The organism is Burkholderia sp. SJZ089, from assembly GCF_007828315.1.
Lineage (GTDB): Bacteria > Pseudomonadota > Gammaproteobacteria > Burkholderiales > Burkholderiaceae > Burkholderia > Burkholderia gladioli.
Window position 1 is genome coordinate 259,418 of the sequence record NZ_VIUM01000001.1, and the last position, 23,163, is coordinate 282,580.

A 23,163-nucleotide genomic window follows, 5' to 3' on the forward strand; every position below is an offset into this window, starting at 1 on the left:
TGGCAGCGCCTCGCGCGGCCGACGGCCGCCGCGCCGCGGTACGTCGCGCCACGCCGCCGACGCGCCTTTCGGCCCAGCCCTCCCGTACGCATTCATCTGCCCGGCGCGCCGCCCCTTCACGGCCGGCATGCCGCCATGGCCACGCATAATCACAACGTCGACGAGGGTATCTCGTGGTATTCAGCAGCATCGTGTTCCTGGGCCTGTTCCTGCCGGTGACCTTCGTCGCCTACTACCTGGCCCCCGTCCGATTTCGCAATGCCCTGCTGGCGCTGGCCAGCATCGTGTTCTACGCCTGGGGCGAGCCGCGTTTCGTGATCCTGATGCTGGGCTCGGTCGCCATGAACTTCTGGGGCGCCCGGCTGCTGGACCGGACCCGGGCGCGCCGGCGCGTGCTGGGCGGCCTGGTGGGCCTCAACCTGCTGCTGCTCGGCATCTTCAAGTACGCCAATTTCGCGCTCGACAACCTCAACGCGCTGCTGGTGCCGGCAGGCCTGTCGGCGATCTCGATCAAGGCCGTCGCGCTGCCGATCGGCATCTCGTTCTACACCTTCCACGCGATCTCCTACCTGGTCGACATCTACCGGCGCAACGCCACGCCGAACCGCAATATCGTCGACTACAGCCTCTACATCATGTTGTTCCCGCAACTGGTGGCCGGCCCGATCATCCGCTACAAGGACATCCACACGCAGCTGGCGCGCCGCGACAGCACGCTCGACGACATCACCGCCGGCATCCTGCGCTTCACCATGGGGCTGGCCAAGAAGGTGCTGATCGCCAACCAGCTCGGCCTGATCGCCGATACCGGCTTCAACGCGCCGGCCGACCAGCTCGGCGCGGCGGCGGCCTGGTTCTGCCTGCTGTGCTACACGCTGCAGATCTACTTCGACTTCTCCGGCTACAGCGACATGGCGATCGGCCTGGGCCGCCTGTTCGGCTTCCGCTTCCCGGAGAACTTCAACTATCCCTACAGCGCACGCTCGATCCAGGATTTCTGGCGGCGCTGGCACATCTCGCTGTCGACCTGGTTCCGCGACTACGTCTACATCCCGCTCGGCGGCAACCGCCGCGGCGAGGGCCGCACGCTGCTGAACCTGTGGATCGTGTTCCTGCTGACGGGGATCTGGCACGGCGCGAGCTGGAACTTCGTGGTGTGGGGCGCGCTGCACGGCTTCTTCCTGATGCTGGAGCGCTTCGGGCGCAACGCCGGGCTGCCGGTGCCCAGGCCGCTCGCCCAGCTCTACGCGATGCTGGTGGTGATGCTCGCCTGGGTATTCTTCCGCACGGAATCCCTGCCCCAGGCGAGGCATTACCTGCTGGCGCTGCTCGGCCACTGGCCCGCCGCGCAGCAGAGCGTGACGCTGCCATCGCTGTGGTCGACGCAGACGCTGGTGCTGCTGGTGGTGGCGGTGCTGCTCGCGCTCGGCGCGTATCCGCTCCTGCAGCGCCGTCTCCAGCCGATGTGGGCGCGCCTCGCCGCGCTGTCGCTCGACGGCTGGCTGCGCGCCGCGCTGGTCGCGCCCGCGCTGATCCTGAGCGCCATGTCGATCGCGCTCGGCCAATACAACCCCTTCATCTATTTCCGCTTCTGACGGCATGAGCACGCAGCACTCCGATCCCCAGGCCGCCTCCAACCGCCCCGGCAGCTCGCTGGCCCGCGGCTTGAACCGCGCGGCCGTGGCCATCGTCTTCTTCGCCATCCTGGCGCTGCCGATCCTGTGGTTCGGGCGCCCCGGCTTCGTGCCGGCCGCGCAGGAAAACCGCCGGCTGGAACCCTTCCCGCGCTATTCGCTGTTCTGGTTCCAGAACTTCGAGCGCTGGTTCAGCGACCGCTACGGCATGCGCGACGCGCTGCTGTATTACGGATCGCGCCTGCAGATGGCGCGCACCGGCACGCCCAGCAACCCGAACGTCGTGATCGGTCGCGACGGCTGGCTGTTCTACGACGAGTACTACACGCCGGGCCAGCCGCACTTCGCCTCCCTGTACGGAAAGGCGCCCTTCTCCGCCTCCGACCTGCGAACCATCAACGGCAACCTGGATGCCGTGCGCACGCATCTCGCCGCCTGCGGCATCGGCTTCTACGTGGTGCTGGCGCCCGACAAGCAGAGCGTCTATGCCGACAAGCTGCAATCGCCGCCGCCGGCCGGCACGGTCACCCAGGCCGACCAGTTCGCCACCGAGCTTGGCCGGGCGGCGCCGAAACTGGCCTTCATCGACCTGCGCGCGCCGCTCGAGGCCGCCCGCTCGTCCGAGCAATACGACCTGTACAAGCGCACCGACAGCCACTGGAACACCCTGGGCGCCTTCATCGGCTACCAGGCCATCGCCTCGCGCCTGGTGCACGACGGCGTGCTGGCCGCTGCACCGCGCGCCGAGCGCCAGGCCTACGCGATCAGCCGGACCCGCTTCGAGGGCGGCGACATCGCGGTGAACCTGCTCGACCTGCCGGGCTACTTCCTCGACTACATCGTGTCGCTCACGCCGCGCGTGCCGCGCCAGGCGCATGGCGTGACGGTGCCCGGCTGGCCGACGGACCCGGTCGATGCCCACAACGTCATCGAGAACCCGGGCGCCACGGGCAGCCTGCTGCTGTATCGCGATTCGTTCGCGGGCGAACTGATTCCCTTCCTCGGCGAGGACGTCCATCGGCTGTATACGCAACGCGGAACCCGCGTCGACGGCGCGCTGGTCCGCCGGGCGCAGCCCAGGGCCGTGGTGCTGGAAATCGTCGAACGCAGCCTGCCCCATCTGCTCGACGCGCCCGTCAATCTCGACCAGGCCTGCCGGCCCTGACAAGCCGGCCGCGCCGGATGCTTGAAAAACACAAGGCCCGGCAATCGCCGGGCCTGGTGCCTTGCAAGCCGTTCACCGGGCCGACTGGCGGCCCAGTCGGCGCCCTTGCGCGCCAACCTCCATCAGAAGCCCAGGTCCGGGCCGCCCGGCGCGCCCGCCGGTGCCCCGGCCGCGGCCGGCTTCGGCTGCTCGTGCACGGTCGCATCGGTGGTCAGCAGCAGGCCCGCCACCGATGCCGCGTTCTGCAGCGCGGTGCGCGTGACCTTGGTCGGATCGAGCACGCCCGATTCCACCAGGTCGCCATATTCGCCGCTCGCCGCGTTGTAGCCGAAATTGCCGCTGCCCTCGGCCACCTTGGCCACCACCACACTGGCTTCCTCGCCGGCATTGCTCACGATCTGCCGCAGCGGCTCCTCGAGCGCGCGCAGCACGATCTTCACGCCCGCGTCCTGGTCCGGGTTCGCGCCGCGCACCTCGCGGATCGCCTGCTTCACGCGGATCAGGGCCACGCCGCCGCCCGGCACGATGCCTTCCTCGACGGCCGCGCGCGTGGCGTGCAGCGCATCGTCGACGCGATCCTTCTTCTCCTTGACCTCGATCTCGGTCGCGCCGCCCACCTTGATCACCGCCACGCCGCCCGCCAGCTTGGCGACCCGCTCCTGCAGCTTCTCGCGGTCGTAGTCGGAGCTCGCATCCTCGATCTGCACGCGGATCTGCTTGACGCGTGCCTCGATCGAGGCCTTGTCGCCGGCGCCGTCGATCACCGTGGTGTTTTCCTTGCCCACCTCGATGCGCTTGGCCTGGCCCAGCTCGGCCAGCGTCGCCTTCTCCAGCGTGAGGCCGGTTTCCTCGGCGATCACCTGGCCGCCCGTCAGGATCGCGATGTCCTCCAGCAGCGCCTTGCGGCGATCGCCGAAGCCGGGCGCCTTGACCGCGACCGTCTTGAGGATGCCGCGGATGTTGTTGACCACCAGGGTGGCCAGCGCCTCGCCCTCGACGTCCTCGGCGATGATCAGCAGCGGCCGGCCGGCCTTGGCCACCTGCTCGAGCACCGGCAGCAAATCGCGGATGTTCGACACCTTCTTGTCGTGCAGCAGCACGTAGGGGCTGTCGAGCACCGCGACCTGGCGATCGGGGTTGTTGACGAAGTACGGCGAGAGATAACCGCGGTCGAATTGCAGGCCCTCCACCACGTCGAGCTCGTCGGCCAGCGACTTGCCGTCCTCGACGGTGATCACGCCTTCCTTGCCGACGCGGTCGATCGCCTCGGCGATGCGCTGGCCGATCGACTCCTCGCCGTTGGCCGAGATCGTCGCGACCTGGGCGATCTCCTTGCTGGTGGTGGTCGGCTTGCTGATCTTCTTCAGCGCCTCGATCGCGGCCACCACCGCCTTGTCGATGCCGCGCTTCAGGTCCAGCGGATTGAGGCCCGCCGCCACGTATTTCTGCCCTTCGCGCACGATCGCCTGGGCCAGCACGGTGGCCGTGGTGGTGCCGTCGCCGGCCGTGTCGCTGGTCTTCGAGGCCACTTCCTTGACCAGTTGCGCGCCGATGTTCTGCAGCTTGTCGGCCAGCTCGATCTCCTTGGCGACCGACACGCCGTCCTTGGTCACGATCGGCGCGCCGAAGCTGCGCTCCAGCACCACGTTGCGGCCCTTCGGGCCCAGCGTGACCTTCACCGCGTCGGCCAGGATGTTGACGCCTTCGATCAGCTTCGCGCGGTTGACGTCGCCGAAAACGATATCTTTTGCAGCCATGTTGGACTCTCTCAGGTTCAGACGTTGACGACCGCGACGACATCTTCCTCGCGCAGTACCAGCAGCTCGTTGCTGTCGACCTTGACGGTCTGGCCGGCGTACTTGCCGAACAGCACGCGGTCGCCGACCTTCAGGTCGGGCTCGATCCGCTTGCCGTCGTTGTCGCGCCGGCCCGGGCCGACGGCGATCACTTCGCCCTGGTCGGGCTTCTCGGCCGCGCTGTCAGGCAGCACGATGCCGGAGGCCGTCTTGGTTTCCTGGTCGAGTCGTTTGACGATCACGCGATCGTGCAGCGGACGAAGGCTCATCGGGGCGTTCCTCTGGTGATGGTTGGCGTGGTATCTGGCACTCGCATCGGGCGAGTGCTGACAGAAGCCAGTATAAAAACCGGCCCGGCGCCGATCCAATAACGGATACGCGGAAGGTTATGAGGCGGGGATGGAAAGGATATGGCGGCGCGCGATATCCGGCGAGGCGGGCGCGCCGGCCTCAATCCCTCGCCAGCGTCGAGACCGCCCGGGGCTCGCGAGCCAGTTCGATGAAGGCCCGCACGTAGTCGATGGCGGTGTCCGTCTCGCGCGCGCCCAGGAAGATCTGCTTGGCGATGCCGCGCGCGCCCAGCCGCACGGGCAGCACGTCCATCCTGGCCGCGTACTCCTCGACCAGCCAGCGCGGCAAGGCGGCCACGCCGCGGCCGCTGGCCACCATCTGCAGCATGATGTCGGTGGTCTCGATGGCCTTGTGGCGCCGGGGCGTCACGCCGGCCGGCAGCAGGAACTGGTTGTAGATGTCCAGGCGCTCGATGTCCACGGGGTAGCTGATCAGCACTTCCGGGGTCAACTGCTGCGGCTTCACGTAGGTCGCGGAGGCCAGCGCATGGCCCTTGGCCACCACGAGCACCTGCTCGTAGTCGAACACCGGCTCGAACTTCAGCCCCGGCTTGAACAGCGGATCGGGCGTGACCAGCAGGTCGATCTCGTAACCGAACAGCGCGCCGATCCCGCCGAACTGGAATTTCTGCTTCACGTCCACATCCACGTCGGGCCATGCCGCCAGATACGGCGACACCACCTTGAGCAGCCACTGGTAGCAAGGATGGCATTCCATGCCGATGCGCAGCGCGCCGCGCTCGCCCAGCGCGAACTGGCCCAGCCGTTCCTCGGCCAGGTCCAGTTGCGGCAGCACCCGGTTCGCCACCGCCAGCAGGTACTGGCCGGCCTGCGTCAGGCGCAGGCTGCGCCCTTCGCGCAGCCAGATGTCCGTGCCCAGTTGCTGCTCCAGCTTCTTCATGCTGTGGCTCAGGGCAGATTGGGTCAGGTTCAGCACGCCCGCGGCGGCCGTCAAGGACCCTTGCTTCTCGACCTGCTGGACGATGCTCAGATGGATGCGCTCAAGCATATGTATGAACCGCTTTCATGGAATCGTGAAATAAAACCATTTTACTTCATTGATTCCCATCGATAGCATCGGCTCCATTGTTCGTATGTATTTTTCGAAGCGGGCTTCACGGCGCCGCGCACCTTCATCCATCTGAAAACCAACATGACACGTCCACTCCGTGTAGTAGCGGTTTCCGGCGGACTGCAACGCCCGTCCAAGACAGCAGCGCTGGCCACCCACCTGCTGGACCTGATCGCCGATGAAGCGTCGTGCGAGCCGCGCCTCATCGAGCTGGGACAGCTCGCGCCGCAGCTCGCCGGAGCGGTCTGGCGCTCCCAGCTGCCCGACGCGGTGGAGCGGGAACTCGCGGCGGTCGAGCAAGCCGACGTCCTGGTCGTGGCGACCCCCGTCTATCGCGGCGCCTACACAGGACTGTTCAAGCACTTCTTCGACTTCATTCACCAGGACGCCCTGGTCGACAAGCCCGTCCTGCTGGCGGCCACCGGCGGCAGCGAGCGCCACGCCCTGATGATCGACCACCAGTTGCGGCCGCTGTTCAGCTTCTTCCAGGCGCGCACCTTGCCGCTGGGCGTCTACGCGACCGACAAGGATTTCGCCGACTACCGCCTGCAAGACGACGCCCTGATCGAGCGAGCCGGATTGGCGGTGCAACGGGCCTTGCCCCTGGTCGAATTGAGCCGCCACGCGAGACCCGCCGCCGAGGAAGTCCTCGCGGCCTGAACCCGCCCAAGAGATTCAGCCTTCCTTTCGACAATCCATTCGCCGGATCATCATGGAAAACAATTTCACATTTGAAATCAAGCGCATTTGTTTCGATGAAAACTATCAGCCATCGGACAATACGCGCATCACCACCAATTTCGCCAATCTGGCTCGGGGAACGCGCCGCCAGGAGAACCTGCGCAATACCCTGAAGATGATCGACAGTCGCTTCAATGAACTGGCGCATTGGGACAACCCGAAAGGGGATCGCTATTCCGTCGATCTCGAGATCATTTCCGTCGAGATGAAGATCGATGCCGGGCACGGCATCGATGCGTTTCCGCTGATCGAGATCCTGAAGACGAAGATCATCGACAAGAAGAACGGCAAGCGCATCGAGGGGATTGCCGGGAACAATTTCTCGTCCTATGTGCGCGATTACGACTTCAGCGTGCTGCTGCCCGAGCACAACCACGACAAATCCGAATTCGGCATCCCGGACGATTTCGGCGATCTGCACGGCAAGCTGTTCAAGCACTTCCTGAACTCGAGCGCTTACCGGGAAATCTCCGGCAAGCCGCCGGTGATCTGCATCAGCGCCTCGACCAGCAAGACCTATCACCGAACCGAGAATCAGCACCCGATCCTGGGCGTCGAGTATCGACAAAGCGAACTTTCGTCGACCGACCAGTATTTCGGGAAGATGGGCCTGCAGGTTCGCTACTTCATGCCGCCGAACAGCGTCGCGCCGCTGGCCTTTTATTTTCTCGGCGACCTGCTGGAGGATTACACCAATCTCGAGCTGATCGGCACCATCAGCGCGATGGAAACATTCCAGAAAATCTACCGCCCGGAAATCTACAACGCCAATTCCGCGGCGGGGAAGTGTTATCAGCCAAGCCTGAAGCATCGCGATTATTCACTGACCCGGATTGTCTACGACCGGGAAGAACGTAGCCAATTGGCCGTCAAGCAGGGGAAATTCACGGAAGAACACTTCATCAAGCCGTACAAGCACATTCTCGAGCAATGGGCTTCCAGCTGCGCTCTCTGATCAACCAAGCTTCACGGAATCATTCGACATGAAAAAACGACTCCCGACTTCCACTGCCGGCAGCCTGCCCAAGCCGTCCTGGCTCGCGCAACCCGAAAAGCTCTGGTCGCCCTGGAAACTGCAAGACGAGGAATTGTCCGAAGGCAAGCGCGATGCCCTGCGTCTGTCGCTGCAGGAGCAACAGCACGCGGGCATCGATATCGTCAGCGACGGGGAGCAGACGCGCCAGCATTTTGTCACCACCTTCATCGAGCACCTCGACGGGGTCGATTTTGAAAAGCGCGAGACGGTCAGGATTCGCGATCGCTACGATGCGAGCGTGCCGACCGTGGTCGGCGAGGTGAGTCGCCAGAAGCCGGTATTCGTGGAAGACGCCAGGTTCCTGCGTCAGCAAACCCGGCAGCCCATCAAGTGGGCCCTGCCCGGCCCGATGACGATGATCGACACGCTCTACGACGCCCATTACAGGAGCCGGGAAAAGCTGGCCTGGGAATTCGCCAAGATCCTCAACCAGGAAGCGAAGGAACTGGAGGCGGCCGGCGTCGACATCATCCAGTTCGACGAGCCTGCCTTCAACGTGTTCTTCGACGAGGTGAACGATTGGGGGGTGGCCACCCTGGAGCGGGCGATCGAGGGGCTCAAGTGCGAAACCGCCGTGCATATCTGCTACGGCTACGGCATCAAGGCCAATACCGACTGGAAGAAGACGCTGGGATCGGAATGGCGCCAATACGAGGAGTCGTTCCCGAAGCTGCAGCAATCCAGCATCGACATGATCTCGCTGGAATGCCACAACTCCCATGTCCCGATCGACCTGATCGAGCTGGTTCGCGGCAAGAAAGTGATGGTGGGCGCCATCGACGTGGCAAGCAACACCATCGAGACACCGGAGGAAGTCGCCGACACCCTGCGCAAGGCGCTGCGCTTCGTGGATGCCGACAAGCTCTACCCCTGCACCAACTGCGGCATGGCACCCTTGTCTCGCCAGGTGGCGAGAGGCAAGCTGAACGCGCTCAGCGCAGGCGCGGAAATCGTCCGCAGAGAACTGTCGGCCTGATCTCGCGCTGACGTCACCTCCGGCTCCCGAGCGGCCAGCGAAGCGCTCGCCCGGGAGCCGTCCTCCTCCTCAGGCCGTGAAGCCCGCCACCCGGTGCGGCACGTAAGGCGCCTCCAGCGTGGCAATCTCCTCCTCGCTCAGCTTCAGCTCGAGCGCGGCCACCGCGTCGCTCAGATGATGCGGCTTCGAGATGCCCACGATCGGCGCCGTCACCGTGCTCTTCTGCGCCACCCAGGCCAGCGCGACCTGGGCACGCGGCAGCTTGCGCGCCTCGGCCACCTTGGCGACCGCCTCCACCACGGCCTTGTCCGCATCGGCGGTGGCCTGGTAGAGCCGCGTGCCGACCTTGTCGCTTTCCTGGCGTTCCGAGCTCTCGTCCCAGTTGCGCGTGAGACGGCCGCGCGCGAGCGGGCTCCACGGAATCACGGCGATGCCCTGGTCCGCGCAGAGCGGCAGCATTTCGCGTTCCTCCTCGCGGTACAGCAGGTTCAGGTGGTTCTGCATGCTGACGAATTCGGTCCAGCCGTGCTCGCGCGAGGTGTAGAGCGCCTTGGAGAACTGCCAGGCCGCCATCGACGAAGCGCCGATGTAACGCGCCTTGCCCGCCTTCACCACGTCGTGCAGCGCTTCCAGCGTTTCCTCGATCGGCGTGCCCGGGTCCCAGCGATGGATCTGGTAGAGATCGACGTAGTCGGTGCCGAGCCGCTTCAGGCTGTGGTCGATCTCCGAGAAGATCGCCTTGCGCGACAGGCCCGCGCCGTTCGCGCCGGGCCGCATGCGATTGAACACCTTGGTGGCGATCACCACCTCGTCGCGTTGCGCGTACTCGCGCAGCGCGCGGCCGACGATCTCTTCCGAGCTGCCGTCCGAATAGGTATTCGCGGTGTCGAAGAAGTTGATGCCGGCCTCGATCGCCTGGCGGATCAACGGGCGGCTCTGGTCCTCGGGCAGCGTCCAGGCGTGGTTGCCGCGCGCCGGATCGCCGTAGGTCATGCAGCCGAGCACCAGTTTCGAGACCTCGAGGCCGGTGGCCCCGAACTTGACGTATTCCATTGCTACCTCGCTGATCGGTTTCGTGGGTGAGCGCCGACGGCGAGCTTCGGTCTCGCGCCGGCCAATCCGGCATGATCCCCGATCCGCGTGGTTCCTGCTTCGAAGCGGCCCGGCCGCCTTACGATTTCGTCAGCTTGCCGAGCCCGAGCTTGTCCATCGCCTCGTGCGCGTCGATCACCATGGTCGCGATGTCGCCCACCGTCACGCGCAGGCTGGTCGCCTTCGAGCGCATGTGCTCGTAGGCGTCGTTCTCGCTCAGGCGATGGGCCTCCATCAGGATGCGCATCGCCTTCTCGATCTGGCGGCGCGCCTTGATCGCCTCCTCGAGCTTGGCGATCTTGCCGTGCAGGCGCTGCTGGTAGCCGCAGGATGCGCGCGCCAGCACCAGCGTGCTGAGGATGCCGGAGGATCGATACGGCTTGGTGATGACGCCGTGCGCCTGGGTATCGACCAGCATCTTCAGCGCGGTCGGGTTCTCGTAGTCGGACAGGGCGATCAGCGTCGCGTCGGTATCGGCCGCGCACCAGTTGCCGGCGCTGCGCAATTCCGGCCCGACCAGGAACAGGATCACGTCCGCGTCGGCCGGCAGCCGCGCGGGAAACGGCCAGACCGGCCGCACCGGGCAGCCGATGCGATGCAGTTGCTCCTCGAGGATGCCGCGATCCTCGCCGGGCGGATGGATCACCACCACGCGCAGCGTGCGCAGATCGTCGAACAGCCGGCGCGCCCCCGCGCTCATGACGTTTCTCCATCGAGCCAGAAATCCGCGAAGCCATAGGCGGTGAGATAGGGATCGGGCCGCACCGGCCGGCGGCTCTCCCAGACCACCTTGAAGCGCCCGTCCGGCTGGCAGACCGCGATGCGCGGCGTGACGATCGCGTGATTGTTCTCGCGGTCGATCCGCAGCAGGCCTTCCGGCGAGTCGAATTCGACCTCGCGCACCGCCTCGACCAGACGCGCCGTGTCGAGGCTGCGGGTGCGTTCGAGCGCACGCGCGAACAACTGGACCTGGTTGTATGCCATTTCGGACCACATGCTGGCCGGCTGGTCGCCGAAGCGCGACCGCCAGGATTCGAGAAAGCGCCGGTTGCGCGGATTCTCCAGGGTGTTCACGTAGCTGGCGGAGACGATATGTCCGGCGCACAGCTCGGGACCGATCATGCCGATCTCGCCCTCCGTCATGGTCAGGCTGGCGATCGGAACCTGCCGCGGATCGAGCCCGCGCTGCCGGTACAGCGTGTAGAAGCTGCGGGCCGCGCGGCCGATCAGCGTCGACACCACCACGTCGGGCGCCTGCGCGCGGATCTCGTCGACCACCGCGGCCAGCGCGCCGTCGTCGGCATCGCTGGGCAGGTAGAGTTCCTCGACGATCTCCCCGCCGTTCTGCTCGACCACGTCGCGCATGATCCGGTTCGATTCTCGCGGATAGATGTAGTCGGCGCCAACCAGAAAAAAACGCCGACCGTGATGACGCAGCAGCCAGGCCCCCAGCTGCATGTTGTTCTGGTTCGGCACCGCGCCGGTGTAGATGACGTTCGGCGAATACTCGAAACCTTCGTAGATCGAGCAGTACCAGAGCAGCGCGTTGTTGCGCTCGATCACCGGCAGCACCGCCTTGCGGCTCGACGAGGTCGAGCAGCCGAAGATCACCGTGACGTCGTCCTCCTGCAGCATGTGGGCGGCCAGGCGCCGGTACTCGTCGAGGCTGCAGCGCGGGTCGTGCACCACCGGATCGAGCGGCGCGCCCGCCACGCCGCCGGCCGCGTTGATTTCCTCGATCGCGAGCACGGTTCCGTAGAAATGCTCGGTTTCGGTCGCCGAGGTGGCGCCCGCGCGCGAGAACAGGACGCCGATTCGCCAGCCGGGTTCGGCGGACAAGGCGGTGCTGGTAGTCATACGAATGTCCTATCGATCGTACAGGGCCTGGATTGCCGCCGGGCAGCTCGGGGTCTGCAAGGCCAGCATCAGCAGGATTCTCGCCTTGCGGGCGCCCAGGTTGTCGGCGAGCACGGCACCGGCGGCCGCGAGCGTGCCGCCGCCGCCCTCGAAACCGTAGGCGGGGCGAACCCGCCCGTTCGGCACCTGGGTGGCGATCACCACCGCCACGCCGGCGGCCAGCGCCTCGCGGATCGCGACGAACAGTTCCCGGTTGACGTTGCCGAAGCCGAGCGCCGCCACCACGATGCCGGCCGCGCCCGCGGCCACCGCCGCGCGCAGCAGCGTGCCGTCGGCGCCCGCGTACATCGGCACGATCTCCACGCGCGGCAGCTCGGCCGCCACCAGCGGCACATGCTGCCGGCGCAGCGGCGCGCGCGACATCACGAGGCGATCGTCGTCGACGCTGCCGAGCCAGCCGTGGTCGCCCGACTTGAAGGATTCTACGTCGGCCGTATGGGTCTTGGTGGCCTCGCGCGCGGCGTTGACCTGGCCGTTGAGCACCACCAGCGTGCCCATCCCGCGCGCCTCGGGCGCCACGCACACGCGCGCCGCGTTCAGCAGGTTGCGCGGGCCGTCGGAATCGGGGAACGAGGCATTGCGCTGGGCGCCCGTCAACACCACCGGCTTGGCCGAGGCGATCGTCAGGTCCAGGAACCAGGCGGTCTCCTCCAGCGTGTCGGTGCCGTGCGAGACGATCGCGCCGGCGATCTCCTCGCGCGCCAGCGCCGCCGATACCGCCTGGTGCAAGGCAAGCCAGCGCGACGGCCCCATGTAGTCGGACGGCAGGTTGAACAACTCGCTCAGCTCCAGGCGCGCGACACGGGCGATGGCCGGCACGCTCGCCAGCAGGTCCTCGCCGGAGAGCACCGGAACCGCCGCCCGCGTCACCGGATCGAGCTTCATCGCGATGGTGCCGCCGGTGGCGAAACAGGCGCACAGCGGCAGCGTGTCCGGCAACTGCCGCGCGTCGGCGGTGCCGGTGAACGGGTTCATGTCCGCCATCGCCTCACACCCTCAGATGCTCGAAGATCGCCGCCGCCGCGCCCGGGTCCCTCGCCGCGCCCTGCTCGACGATCTCGCCCTGCTTGAGCACTGCGTAACGATCGGCCAGCCCCAGCGCGAACGGCACGTTCTGCTCGATCAGCAGCAGCGTGGTGCCGTGGCGCTGCCGCTCCCAGCGCAAGGCCTCGGCCAGGCGCTCGATCACCGACGGCTGCAGGCCCTCGGTGATCTCGTCGAGCAGGATCAGCGAGGCGCGCATCATCAGGGCGCGCGCCACCAGCAGCATCTTCTGCTCGCCGCCGGAGAGCGTGCCCGCGTGCTGCCCGAGCCGGGTGCGAAACACCGGGAACACCTCGACCACTTCCTCGAAGCGCGCGTCGAACACCGAGGGGTCCGGCAGCCCAAGGCGCAGGTTGTCGCGAATCGACAGGTCCTGGAACAGCGCATGCTCCTGCGGCGCGTAGGCCACCCCGGCCCGCGCGATGCGATGCGGCGGCAGCCGCGTGATCTCGCTGCCGTTCAGGCGGATCGCGCCGCCCTGGCTCGGCAGGTAGCCCATGATCGTCTTGAGCAAGGTGGTCTTGCCCATGCCGTTCTTGCCGAGCAGCGCCAGCGTCTCGCCCTCGGCGATCGACAGCGAGAGCTCGCGCAGCACGATCGAGGCGCGATATCCGCTGGTCACGCGCTCGACCTGCAATGCCATGGCGCTCATCGGTCATCTCCTTGTGTGGCCGCGCCGGCATCGCCGGTCGGCTGGCCGGTCCCGGCGTAGATGGTGCGCACCAGCTCCGAATGGACCACCTCGTCGAAGCTGCCCGCCATCACGATGCGGCCCTGGTGCAGCACCACGATGCGGGTCGCGATCTCCTCGACGAACTCGAGATCGTGCTCGACCAGCAGGCAGCACAGCCCATGGCGATGCGCGAGCGAGGCCAGCACCGCGCCGATCCGGGTGCGCTCGGTCTTGGTCAGGCCGGCGGTGGGCTCGTCGAGCAGCACGATGCGCGGCTCCAGCGCCAGCACCATCGCCAGTTCGAGCGCCTGTTGCTCGCCGTGCGAGAGATCCCTGGCCGTCACCGCGAGCTTGCGGTCCAGCTGCGTGGCGCGCATCACTTCCAGCGCATAGGCCGGCAGCGCCAGCGTCGGCGCGCGGCGCAGCAGCGACGGCCGCTCCACCAGCGCGCCGGCGATCCGCAGGCATTCGGCCACGCTCAGCGTCTCGAAGATGTTCGCGTTCTGGAACTTGCGCCCGAGCCCGAAGCGCACGCCGTGCTCGGGCGCCAGGCGCCGGATGTCGTGCCCGCACAGCTCGACGGTGCCGGCCGAACGCTCGGCGCCGTCGCTCATGCAGCGCATCAGCGTGGTCTTGCCGGCGCCGTTCGGGCCGATCAGGCCGACCAGCTCGCCCGCGCGAGCCTCGAGATCGATCCCCTGCAACACCTTCAGGCTGCCGAAGCGTTTCTCGACGCCGGCCATGCGCAGGGCCGGGCCGTCAGGCGCCGCCACCCGCGCCGCGCCGGCGGCGCGCTCGACCAGCCGCGGCGCGCGCGCGGCGCGATCGAGCCGGAACGGCCAGGCCAGCAGCGGCACCAGCCCCTGCGGCAGCAGCACGATCACCAGCACGAAGGCCGCGCCGAGGATCAACTGCCAGGCGAACGGCATGCTGCCGCTCAGGTAGGAGGTCGCCACGTTGATCAGCAAGGCGCCCAGCACCGGCCCCCAGAGCGTGCCGCGCCCGCCCAGCGCCACCCAGATGATCAGCTGCGTGCCGAGCACGAAGCCGGTCAGCTCGGGCGCGACCACGCCGCTGAAGCTGGCGTAGCCGAAGCCGGCCACGCTGGCGACGATCGCCGCCGCCACCAGCAGCACGATCTTGACCCGCGAGGTGCGGATGCCCAGGTAGGCGCAGCGCGATTCGTTATCGCGGATCGCCAGCAGCACGCGCGCGCCGTCGCTGCGCACCACGGCCCAGGCCAGCAGCACGATCGCGGCCAGGCCCAGGCCCGCGATCCAGTACCAGGCCGACAGCGACAGGTCGAACATCGGGTAGCCGGTCAGGCCCGAGCTGGAGCCGGTCCACTCGCCGCCCGACAACAGCAGCTGGCTCAGCACGATCGGCAGCACCAGCGACATGACCGTGGCGAAGAACGGCGAGGCGCCCCGGTAGAAGGACAGCCAGCCCAGCAGTAGCGCGACCAGCGCCGCCGCCGCGATCGCGATGCCCAGCGCGAGCAGTACGTAGCCCGGCGAGAAGCCGCCGTGGGTGAACACCAGGGCCGCCGCGTAGGCGCCGATGCCGAAGAAGGCCGACTGCCCGAAGCTCAGGTAACCCGTGTAGCCCCACAGCAGGTCGACCGTGACCGCGACCATCGAGAAGAAGAAGGCCTGGATCAGCACATTGAGCAGGTAGGTGCCGAACAGGAAGGGGCCGCCGGCGAGCAGCGCGAGCGCCAGCGCGGCCAGCGCCAGCGCGCCGCCCGGCAGCGCGCCCTTGCGCCCGGGCGCCGGCGGTTCGCGATGTTCGCCCAGGCCGCGCCCGGCAAACCAGGTCTTGACGTCAGGCATGGGACAACCCCTTGGGAAAGACGCGCAGCGTCAGCGCCGCCAGCACCGCGATGGTCAGGCCGCCGAGCACCGGGCTGACGAAGGTGCTCACCAGCACCTGGCAGGCACCGAACACCAGGCAGGTCAACAGCAGGCCGAGCATCGAATAGCCGGACACCATCACCAGCATGAAGGCGTTGACCAGGTACGGCAGCCCCATGTTCGGATCGACGCTGGACAGCGGCGTGATCAGCATGCCGGCCAGCGAGCCGAGCGCGGCGCCGAGGCTGAAGGTGATGAAGCGGATACGCCCCGAGTGAATCCCCAGGCCGCGCGCGAGGTCCTCGTTCATGATCACGGCGCGCGTCTTCACGCCGAAGCGCGTGCCGTTCAGCAGCGCGCTCAAGGCGGCGCACAGCACGATCGCGATCGGCACCAGCAGCAGCCGGTACGCCGAGTAGGCGGTGCCGGCCACCGACAGCGCGCCGTTGACGGGCGCCTCGACGAACTGCACCTCGCGCCCGAAGCCCATCACGATCAACTGGCCGATCACGATGCCGAGCCCCCAGGTGGCCAGGATCGCGTCGAGCGGCCGCTTGTAGAGCGGCCTCACGATCGCCGCTTCGACCAGCATGCCCACCGCGACGCCGACCGCCAGCGACAGCGGCACCCCGAACCAGGGATCGAGCTTCAGTTGCGTGACGATGAAGCTGGCATAGGCGCCCATCGTGAGCAGCGCGCCATGCGCGAAATTGACGATCTTCATCACGCCGAAGATCACCATCAGGCCCGCCGTCACGATGAACAGCAAGGCGGCGGTGGTCAGGACATCCAGAGCGAGGACCATGAGCGTTTCCTCCGGGAGGTCATTGCTTGAGATTCGGGCATTGCGCGCCCGGATCGACGTTCGGGAAGGTCTGCAGGATCTTCACGCCGCCGTCGGGCTGGATCTGGCCGAGCCGCATCGAGAGCGGCGTGTGGTGGCTGCGATCCATGCTCACCTTGCCGCGCGGACCATCGAAGCTCACCGTGCCGAGCGCCTGCAGCACCTTGGCCGGATCGGTGCCGCCGGCCTTCTCGACGGCCGCCTTGTACAGGTAGAACGCCTCGTATTGCGGCTCCGACAGTTCGTTCGGCGTCTTCAGCTCGCGCCCGAAGCGCTGCTGCAGGGCCGCGAGGAACTTGTGGTTGGCGGGCGTATCGATGCTCGTGAAATAGGAACCCGCCATGTAGATGCCGCCGGCGACGTCGCCCATGCTCTTCGCGGTGGCCTCGTCGATCGCCAGGTTGCCGTAGGGCAGCGTCATCCCCGCGCTTTTCAGCTGCTTGGCGAGCGAGACGTTCGGCGCGCCGCCGGCCGTGGCGCTGATCAGCGCGTCGGGGTGCGCGGCGCGGATCTTCGAGAGGATCGGCGTCCAGTCGGTGCCGTCGATCGGCAGGTATTCCTCGCCCACCACCTTGCCGCCATGCTGCTCGATGGTCTTCCTGGTGAACTCGAGCATGCCGCGGCCGAACGCGTAGTCGTTGCCGACCAGGTAGAACTGCCTGGCGCCCTTGTTCTTCATGAAGTAGTCCACCACCGGCGCGACCTGCTGCTCGGGCACCCAGCCGTTCACGTACATCCAGGGGCTGCACGAGCGTCCCTCGTAGAACGAAGTGTAGATCAGCGGCTTGCGGCCGCGGGCGACCGCCGGCAGCGCCGCGTTGCGGGCCGCGCTGGTCTCCATCGAGATCAGCGCGTCGACGTTCTTCTGGAACACCAGGGTGTCGTAGGCCTTCTGCGCGCCTACCGCGCCCGATGCGTCGTCGGCGATCTCCAGTTCGAGCTTGCGCCCCAGGATGCCGCCGGCGGCATTGATCTCGTCGACGGCCAGTTGCGAGGCCTGCACGACGGCCGGCGCCACCACGCTGTTGGCGCCCGACAGGCCGACGGCCACGCCGATGCGGATCGGCTCGGCGGCCGACGCGGCGCTGCCGAACCAGGCCAGAGCGGTGAGCACGGCGGCGATGCCGCGAAGTGTGAATGCAGACATGCTGATCTCCTTGATGAGGATGAGTCGTGTATTGATCCGGATTGCTGAATATGGGGCGCCGATGGTCAAGGCCGGCTGGCTACCGGCGCGGCGCACGGCGGCGCGTCGTAGACCTCGGGGCGGCGATCGCGCTGCACGTGGTTGAAGGCATTGAGTGCGCGGCCGGCGCGGATCCGCTCGACGTCGAGCGGCGCGTAGAGGACCGTCGCCTGGTCTTGCGGGGCCGGGCCCGCCAGCGGCCAGCCGTCGCCACCGACGATCAGGCTCTGGCCGATGAAGAGCTGGCCGCGCTCCGAGCCGATCCGGTCCGCGCAGGCGATCATCAGGCCATTGCTGTGGGCGGCGGCCATCGCAAGCGTCGTGGCCATGGCCGGGCGATCGGCGGGCTGGGCCGGCATCGGCACCCAGTTGGTCGGCACGCAGACCAGGTCCGCGCCCTGCCCGGCCGCCAGCCGGAACACCTCGGGAAACCAGCCGTCGTAGCAGATCGCGACGGCCACGCGCCCGAATGCGGTGTCGAACACCGGCACGCCGAGGTTGCCGGGTTCGAAGAACAGGTTTTCCTGGCCCCAGAGATGCAGCTTGCGGTAGCGGCCGATCAGGCCGGCCGGGCCGATGAACACGGCCGAGTTGTAGAGCCGCTGGTCCTCGCGCTCGGCGATGCCGGCCACCAGGTGCACGCCGAGCCGGCGCGCGGCCTCCGACCAGGCGCGCACCGTCTCGCTGTCGGCCAGCGGCTCGGACAGCGCGAAGGCTTCGGCACGGCTCGCGAACACGTACCCGCTGTTGGCGAGCTCGGGCAGCACGATGAGCGAGGCGCCCTGCGCGTCGGCCTGCTCGATGTAGCGGATCGATGCCTCGACGTTGTCCCGCGTATGGCCCACGCGCGGCTCCATCTGCACGCAGGCGACCAGGGGCAAGGCATGGCTGGACGCCTCGGCGAGGCGTGATGGCTTGTCCAATTCGTTCTCCAAAAGCAAAAAGCCCCCGAACCGGCGTTCTCACGCAAGTTCGGGGGCTACGTAGCCTTCCATGTTCGGCGCGGCAACGTTGCCGCGATGGTGGCCGGGCCTTGCCCGATCACCATGGGCTCGAATGTAGGGCCGCCAAAAATAACCGTCAACGCCATCCACGCCCTTTACGGGTATGTCCTGAACGCCCGCTTTTCCGAGGGATTCGTCGATCGGCGCCCGGGTGCGCCGTGTTACCCTGCCAACGCCCGCGCCAGCGAGCCGTCGCTTCACCGCCAATCACAACAACATCGAATCGATAACACAATGATCGCCAACATCCTGATCGGCCTGGTCGCCGCCATTCACATCTATATCGTGGTGCTCGAGATGTTCCTCTGGACCACGCCGAAGGGCCGGCGCGTGTTCGGGCTGACGGCCGAATTCGCGCAGCAGACGCGCGTGCTCGCCGCCAACCAGGGCCTCTACAACGGTTTCCTCGCGGCCGGTTTGATCTACGGGCTGGCGGCCGTCGACGGGCAGGCCTTCAAGCTCTTCTTCCTGGCCTGCGTGATCGTCGCCGGCGTGTTCGGCGCGGCCACCGCCAGCCGCCGCATCCTGTTCGTGCAGGCGCTGCCGGCCGCGATCGCCTTGATCGCCCTGCTCGCGAAGGTCTGAGCATCGGCCAGCCGGCCCGGCATCAGCGCTCGACGAGATCGCGCAGCGCCGCCTCCAGGCCGGCGAAACGGAACACGAAACCCTCGCGCTGCAGGCGCGCCGGCATGACATGCTGGCCGTCGAGCAGCAGCTCCGCCATCTCGCCTGCCACCCGACGCAGCGGCGCCGCCGGTAGCCGGAACCACGCCGGCCGTCGCAGCACCCGCCCCGCCGTGCGCGCGAATTCCGCCTGGCTCGGCGCCTCGGGCGCCACGGCGTTGTAGACGCCGTGCATCGCGTCGCGATGCATCGCTTCAGCGATCAGGCGCAGCACGTCGTCGCGATGGATCCAGCTCATCACCTGCCGGCCATCGCCGAGGCGCCCGCCCAGGCCGACGCGATAGGGCAGCAACATCGGCGGCAAGGCACCGCCCGGCCCGAACACCAGCCCCAGCCGCAGCACCACCTTGCGGATCGGCCAGGCATCGAGCGGCGCGGCAGCGGCTTCCCAGCGCCGGCACAGCTCCGACATGAAACCGCTGCCGGGCCGGCTGGTCTCGTCCAGCCGCTCCTCGGGCGCGCGCACGCCGTAGTAACCGATCGCCGAAGCCTGGATCCATAGCGCCGGCCGATGCGCGGCGCCCTCCACCCAGCGCAGCAGCGCCTCGGTCACGCCCACCCGGCTGGCCAGCAGCGTCGCCTGCCGTTTCGCGCTCCAGCGCGGCCCGAGCACCGGCGCGCCGGCCAGGTTGATCACCACGTCGACAGGTTCGTGCGCATGCAACTGATCGAGCGCCGTCACGCAGCGCACGCGCCCGCCGAACTGATAGGCGGCACGCAAGGGCGAGCGCGTCAGCAGCGTGACGCGGTGGCCGGCATCGAGCAGTTGCCCGACCAGCGCCTCGCCGATGAAGCCGGTGCCGCCGGTCACCAACACGCTGCGATGCGCCTGCCCCGCGAACGGATTGGCGGGCGGCGCGCGCCGCCCCATGCGCCAGGCGGCCAGCCCGTCGCGCAGGCCCGAGGCGGCCACGCCGAGCGCGAACAGGCTCAGCAGCCAGCCTCGCCATCCCAGCTCGAGCCGCATCAACGCCGTGGGCAAGGACGCCCAGTGCCACAGCTGCATCGCATAGAGCCCGAACACGGCGCCGCCGTTGATCGCGAGCAGCGTGTGCAGCACGCGCTCGGTGGCGGGCAGCTTGCGGCTGCCGTCCTCCACCACGAAGTCCCACAAGGTCAGCAGCACCTCGACCAGCACCAGCGCGGCGATCGCCAGCATCCAGGCGCCGAGGAAGGCCAGGTGCGCGATCGACGCGAAGGCCAGGCCATACAGCAGCGCGCGCACGGCATGGATCGCCAGCTCCAGGCGCGCCTTGGGGCGATGCGCGAGATCCTCGGTGAATTCATGGTGGTAGAGCGTATCGAAGCCGCCCATCAATCCCTGCACGATCAGCAGGGCGACGGCCCAGTCGAGCGCGGGCACGGTGTTCATGCGTGGTCCTCCTTCCAGAGCCATAGCAGCGGCGGCACCATCAGCAGCAGCGCCGCCGCGTCCGCCACGAGATGCGAGCCGACCCGCGCCTGCCAGGAGATCAGCATGTCCTGCGGCGCCCAGAGCAGCAGCCCGGCCAGCAGCCAGCCCCAGGCCGCGCGCTGCCGCAGCCGGTTGCCGAGATGGACCAGCGCCAGCATCCAGACGCCCGCGCATTGCACGGTGGCGCCGAACAGGGCCAGCCACCATTGCTGCTGCAGGCGCGCCTCGGCCGGCGCGGCGCCCGGCCAGAAATGCGCTTCGATGCCCTGTCGGTAGCCGTCGAGCAGCGAGCTGCCGGCCAGCCAGGGCAGCAGCGCGCCGACGAGCAGATGGGCGATCGCGGCGGCGTACATCCAGGTCACGATCCAATCGCGTTTCGAGCGCCGCGGGCCCCGATCCACGGCAGCAGGCGGCGCCATGCCGGAAGCCTCGCCGGCAGGCGCCTCGTTCTTCAGGAAGGGATTGCCGTGAAGCGCGCAACCGCCGTTGTCGCAAGCGGGCGGCAGGCGATAGCCGAGGCGGCGGGAGACGGCGTGGCGATTGCGCGCCAGCAGGCGATACATTGCCGCAAACACGCCGCGCAGTCCCGGCACGCGCAAGGGCCACACACGCCAGCCGCGCCCGACCAGCGTATAGGCGGCCAGCATGCAGTCGATCCCCACCAGCACGCGCCCGTCGGCCGTGCGGCTGTGCATCTCGCGATTCATCGCAGCCAGCTCCATGCCCAGCGGCGCGGGATCGAAGCCCGCCGCGGCGATATCCACGAAGCCCAGCCGGCGATGCGCGTCCCAGCCTCGAAGGCACCGCATCTGGTCGACGCAGAGCGGACAGCTTCCATCGAAGTACAGCACCAGCGCGGCGGGCGTCATGACCAGGATTCCTTGTCGACAGGCACCTCGATACGGGATGTCCAGCCGAGGTGCGAAGCGGTGGACACGAGCCGAATATTCTCATATTTCTGTAACGACAGAAATATGAGAATCGACAGAAATTCCTGTCACGTGGCGCACCTCGCCCACGCTTTCATTTCCTTGTCGCCCAGCTCGCGCGTCACGGCCTCGCAGGCACATTCGCTGCTGGTCCGCATCGCATGGGAATCGCCTCGTCCGTCATATCCAGCAACACATATCGCCGGCTGCGGGCCGTCGCCGCACGCTTCGCGCGCCGGCCTCGGATGCCGCGCCATGCCACCTCGCCGGCATCGCACCCCAAGCGCTTTGCATAGCGCGATTCCTCGTTTGCGGCGCATCGGCGCGTCGATAACAATCGAGCGCTGCACGCAGCGACGCCCTGCACCGCCTTGCGATCGGCAAGACCCACAACACGAAACCCGCCCCACGCTGCCCCGGAGACGCCCTACATGCCAGACCCGAACGCCTCATCGAACGGCGCGCTCGATTCGCCCGAGCGCCGCGGCGCCATGCGCCGGCTCGCCATGACCACCGCCGGCGCCATGACGGCCAGCCTGCTGCCCGGCGTGGCGCGCGCCGCCGGCGACGGCACGGCCATCCCGCCCGCGCCCGCCACCGCGCCGCTGGAGGTCGCGCCCTGGACCCGCGAGCCGGGCGCGCCGCTGCTCACGCCGCCTTATGGCCTGCCGAGCCGGCACGAGGCCGACGTGATCCGGCGCAGCGCGCGGCCGGCCGCGATGCCGGGCTCCGGCTCGTCGATGACGCCGCTGGCCGAGCTGCACGGCACGCTGACGCCGAACGGCCTCGTCTACGAGCGCCATCACGCGGGCGTGCCCGCCATCGATCCCGACCAGCATCGCCTGGCCGTGCACGGCCTGGTGCGCGAGCCGCGGCTCTACACGCTGGACGACCTGCTGCGCTTTCCCTCCGAGACGCGCATCCACTTCCTCGAATGCTCGGGCAACACGCGCAGCGAATGGAGCGGCCCGAGCGGCCAGCCGGTGCAGTTCACGCACGGGCTGCTGTCGTGCTGCGAATGGACCGGCGTGCCGCTGGCCACCCTGCTCGACCAATCCGGCGTCGATCCCTCGGCGCACTGGCTGCTGGCCGAAGGCGCCGACGGCGCGGCCATGACGCGCAGCCTGCCGCTCGACCGCATCCTCGATCGCGCGCTGGTGGTCTACGCGCAGAACGGCGAACGGCTGCGCCCGGAGAACGGCTACCCCTTGCGGCTGATCGTGCCCGGCTTCGAGGGCAATACCAACATCAAGTGGCTGCGGCGCCTCAAGCTGATCGCGGCGCCCGAGATGACGCGCGAGGAAACCTCGAAGTACACCGACCTGCTGGCCAACGGCTGCGCGCGCCAGTTCGTGTTCGAGATGGATGCGAAATCGGTGATCACGCGCCCCTCGGCCGGCCATCGCCTGGGCGCGCGCGGTTATTACGCCGTCAGCGGTTATGCCTGGTCGGGGCGCGGCCGGATTCGTCGCGTGGAGGTGTCGACCGACGGCGGCCGCCAATGGCGCGAGGCGCGGCTCACCGGCGCCGTGCACGATCGCGCGCTGACGCGCTTCGAGGCCGACTGGAACTGGGACGGCGGCCCTGCCGACCTGCAGAGCCGCGCGATCGACGAGACCGGTTACGTGCAGCCGACGCGCGAGGCGCTGGTGGCCGTGCGCGGCCTGAATTCCGAATATCACTACAACGGCATCCAGAACTGGCATGTCGATGCGAGCGGCGAGGTACGCAATGCCTGAACACCAAGGAGCAA

The 23,163-nt window shown here is 67.9% G+C and carries 21 protein-coding genes; 7 read left to right on the forward strand and 14 right to left on the reverse strand.

What is annotated here, in order from left to right; all coding sequences use genetic code 11:
* Positions 1 to 173 precede the first annotated feature (173 nt).
* Both FB600_RS01065 and FB600_RS01070 read left to right on the forward strand, forming a co-directional pair.
* Complete coding sequence (locus FB600_RS01065) at positions 174 to 1,595, forward strand: MBOAT family O-acyltransferase (protein ID WP_145756078.1); 1,422 nt, start codon at positions 174 to 176, stop codon at positions 1,593 to 1,595.
* A 4-nt stretch (positions 1,596 to 1,599) separates the two neighbouring features.
* A complete protein-coding gene (locus FB600_RS01070; protein WP_145756079.1) occupies positions 1,600 to 2,799 on the forward strand; it encodes an alginate O-acetyltransferase AlgX-related protein in 1,200 nt (399 codons plus the stop codon).
* Between the two features lie 122 nt (positions 2,800 to 2,921).
* Here FB600_RS01070 and groL read toward each other — a convergent pair whose 3' ends face one another.
* From groL to FB600_RS01085, 3 genes are all read right to left on the reverse strand, one after another.
* Complete coding sequence (groL, locus tag FB600_RS01075) at positions 2,922 to 4,556, reverse strand: chaperonin GroEL (RefSeq protein ID WP_036029253.1); 1,635 nt, start codon at positions 4,554 to 4,556, stop codon at positions 2,922 to 2,924.
* 17 nt (positions 4,557 to 4,573) lie between these two features.
* On the reverse strand, positions 4,574 to 4,864 hold the full coding sequence (groES, locus tag FB600_RS01080; RefSeq protein ID WP_013690384.1) for a co-chaperone GroES: 291 nt from the start codon (positions 4,862 to 4,864) through the stop codon (positions 4,574 to 4,576).
* A 181-nt stretch (positions 4,865 to 5,045) separates the two neighbouring features.
* Positions 5,046 to 5,954 carry a LysR family transcriptional regulator gene (locus tag FB600_RS01085; protein ID WP_145756080.1) on the reverse strand — a complete coding sequence of 303 codons (909 nt, stop codon included), beginning with the start codon at positions 5,952 to 5,954 and terminating at the stop codon, positions 5,046 to 5,048.
* Between the two features lie 144 nt (positions 5,955 to 6,098).
* Between FB600_RS01085 and msuE the strand changes: the two genes are divergently transcribed.
* From msuE to FB600_RS01100, 3 genes are read left to right on the forward strand one after another with little or no spacing between them, the layout of a single operon-like run.
* A complete protein-coding gene (msuE, locus tag FB600_RS01090) occupies positions 6,099 to 6,677 on the forward strand; it encodes an FMN reductase (protein WP_145756081.1) in 579 nt (192 codons plus the stop codon).
* Positions 6,678 to 6,729: 52 nt separating this feature from the next.
* Positions 6,730 to 7,713 (forward strand): DUF1852 domain-containing protein, encoded by a 984-nt coding sequence (locus FB600_RS01095; RefSeq protein ID WP_145756082.1) that lies wholly within the window; start codon positions 6,730 to 6,732, stop codon positions 7,711 to 7,713.
* 28 nt (positions 7,714 to 7,741) lie between these two features.
* The gene (locus FB600_RS01100; RefSeq protein ID WP_145756083.1) at positions 7,742 to 8,770 is read left to right on the forward strand and encodes a methionine synthase; all 1,029 of its coding nucleotides are present in this window, start codon (positions 7,742 to 7,744) and stop codon (positions 8,768 to 8,770) included.
* A gap of 69 nt (positions 8,771 to 8,839) precedes the next feature.
* Here FB600_RS01100 and FB600_RS01105 read toward each other — a convergent pair whose 3' ends face one another.
* From FB600_RS01105 to FB600_RS01145, 9 genes are all read right to left on the reverse strand, one after another.
* On the reverse strand, positions 8,840 to 9,823 hold the full coding sequence (locus tag FB600_RS01105) for an aldo/keto reductase (protein WP_098152465.1): 984 nt from the start codon (positions 9,821 to 9,823) through the stop codon (positions 8,840 to 8,842).
* A gap of 118 nt (positions 9,824 to 9,941) precedes the next feature.
* Positions 9,942 to 10,562, reverse strand: a complete 621-nt coding sequence (locus FB600_RS01110) for an ANTAR domain-containing response regulator (protein WP_017918254.1) — start codon at positions 10,560 to 10,562, stop codon at positions 9,942 to 9,944.
* Positions 10,559 to 11,719 (reverse strand): transporter substrate-binding domain-containing protein, encoded by a 1,161-nt coding sequence (locus tag FB600_RS01115; protein ID WP_098152468.1) that lies wholly within the window; start codon positions 11,717 to 11,719, stop codon positions 10,559 to 10,561. The genes FB600_RS01110 and FB600_RS01115 overlap by 4 nt, the downstream gene beginning before the upstream one ends.
* A 9-nt stretch (positions 11,720 to 11,728) precedes the next feature.
* Entirely contained in the window at positions 11,729 to 12,754 is a 1,026-nt protein-coding gene (locus FB600_RS01120) for an asparaginase (RefSeq protein ID WP_051078695.1), read from the reverse strand.
* Positions 12,755 to 12,767: 13 nt separating this feature from the next.
* The gene (locus FB600_RS01125) at positions 12,768 to 13,475 is read right to left on the reverse strand and encodes an ABC transporter ATP-binding protein (protein WP_025101304.1); all 708 of its coding nucleotides are present in this window, start codon (positions 13,473 to 13,475) and stop codon (positions 12,768 to 12,770) included.
* Entirely contained in the window at positions 13,472 to 15,328 is a 1,857-nt protein-coding gene (locus FB600_RS01130; RefSeq protein ID WP_098152470.1) for an ABC transporter permease subunit, read from the reverse strand. Before FB600_RS01130 ends, FB600_RS01125 begins: the two co-directional genes overlap by 4 nt.
* Complete coding sequence (locus FB600_RS01135; protein WP_017918249.1) at positions 15,321 to 16,154, reverse strand: branched-chain amino acid ABC transporter permease; 834 nt, start codon at positions 16,152 to 16,154, stop codon at positions 15,321 to 15,323. The genes FB600_RS01130 and FB600_RS01135 overlap by 8 nt, the downstream gene beginning before the upstream one ends.
* A 19-nt stretch (positions 16,155 to 16,173) precedes the next feature.
* Complete coding sequence (locus tag FB600_RS01140; protein WP_096752862.1) at positions 16,174 to 17,340, reverse strand: substrate-binding protein; 1,167 nt, start codon at positions 17,338 to 17,340, stop codon at positions 16,174 to 16,176.
* Positions 17,341 to 17,405: 65 nt separating this feature from the next.
* Entirely contained in the window at positions 17,406 to 18,236 is an 831-nt protein-coding gene (locus FB600_RS01145) for a nitrilase family protein (RefSeq protein ID WP_145756232.1), read from the reverse strand.
* Between the two features lie 381 nt (positions 18,237 to 18,617).
* Between FB600_RS01145 and FB600_RS01150 the strand changes: the two genes are divergently transcribed.
* Entirely contained in the window at positions 18,618 to 18,968 is a 351-nt protein-coding gene (locus FB600_RS01150) for a DUF1304 domain-containing protein (protein WP_013690396.1), read from the forward strand.
* 22 nt (positions 18,969 to 18,990) lie between these two features.
* On the opposite strand, the gene FB600_RS01155 is transcribed toward FB600_RS01150, so the two are convergent.
* Together FB600_RS01155 and FB600_RS01160 are read right to left on the reverse strand one after the other, a co-directional pair.
* Positions 18,991 to 20,439: a TIGR01777 family oxidoreductase gene (locus FB600_RS01155; protein ID WP_145756084.1), complete on the reverse strand. Its 1,449-nt coding sequence runs from the start codon at positions 20,437 to 20,439 to the stop codon at positions 18,991 to 18,993.
* Positions 20,436 to 21,350 carry a thiol-disulfide oxidoreductase DCC family protein gene (locus FB600_RS01160; protein WP_145756085.1) on the reverse strand — a complete coding sequence of 305 codons (915 nt, stop codon included), beginning with the start codon at positions 21,348 to 21,350 and terminating at the stop codon, positions 20,436 to 20,438. The genes FB600_RS01155 and FB600_RS01160 overlap by 4 nt, the downstream gene beginning before the upstream one ends.
* 491 nt (positions 21,351 to 21,841) lie before the next feature.
* On the opposite strand from FB600_RS01160, the gene soxC reads away from it, so the two are divergent.
* Entirely contained in the window at positions 21,842 to 23,149 is a 1,308-nt protein-coding gene (soxC, locus tag FB600_RS01165) for a sulfite dehydrogenase (protein ID WP_145756086.1), read from the forward strand.
* Positions 23,150 to 23,163 lie beyond the last annotated feature (14 nt).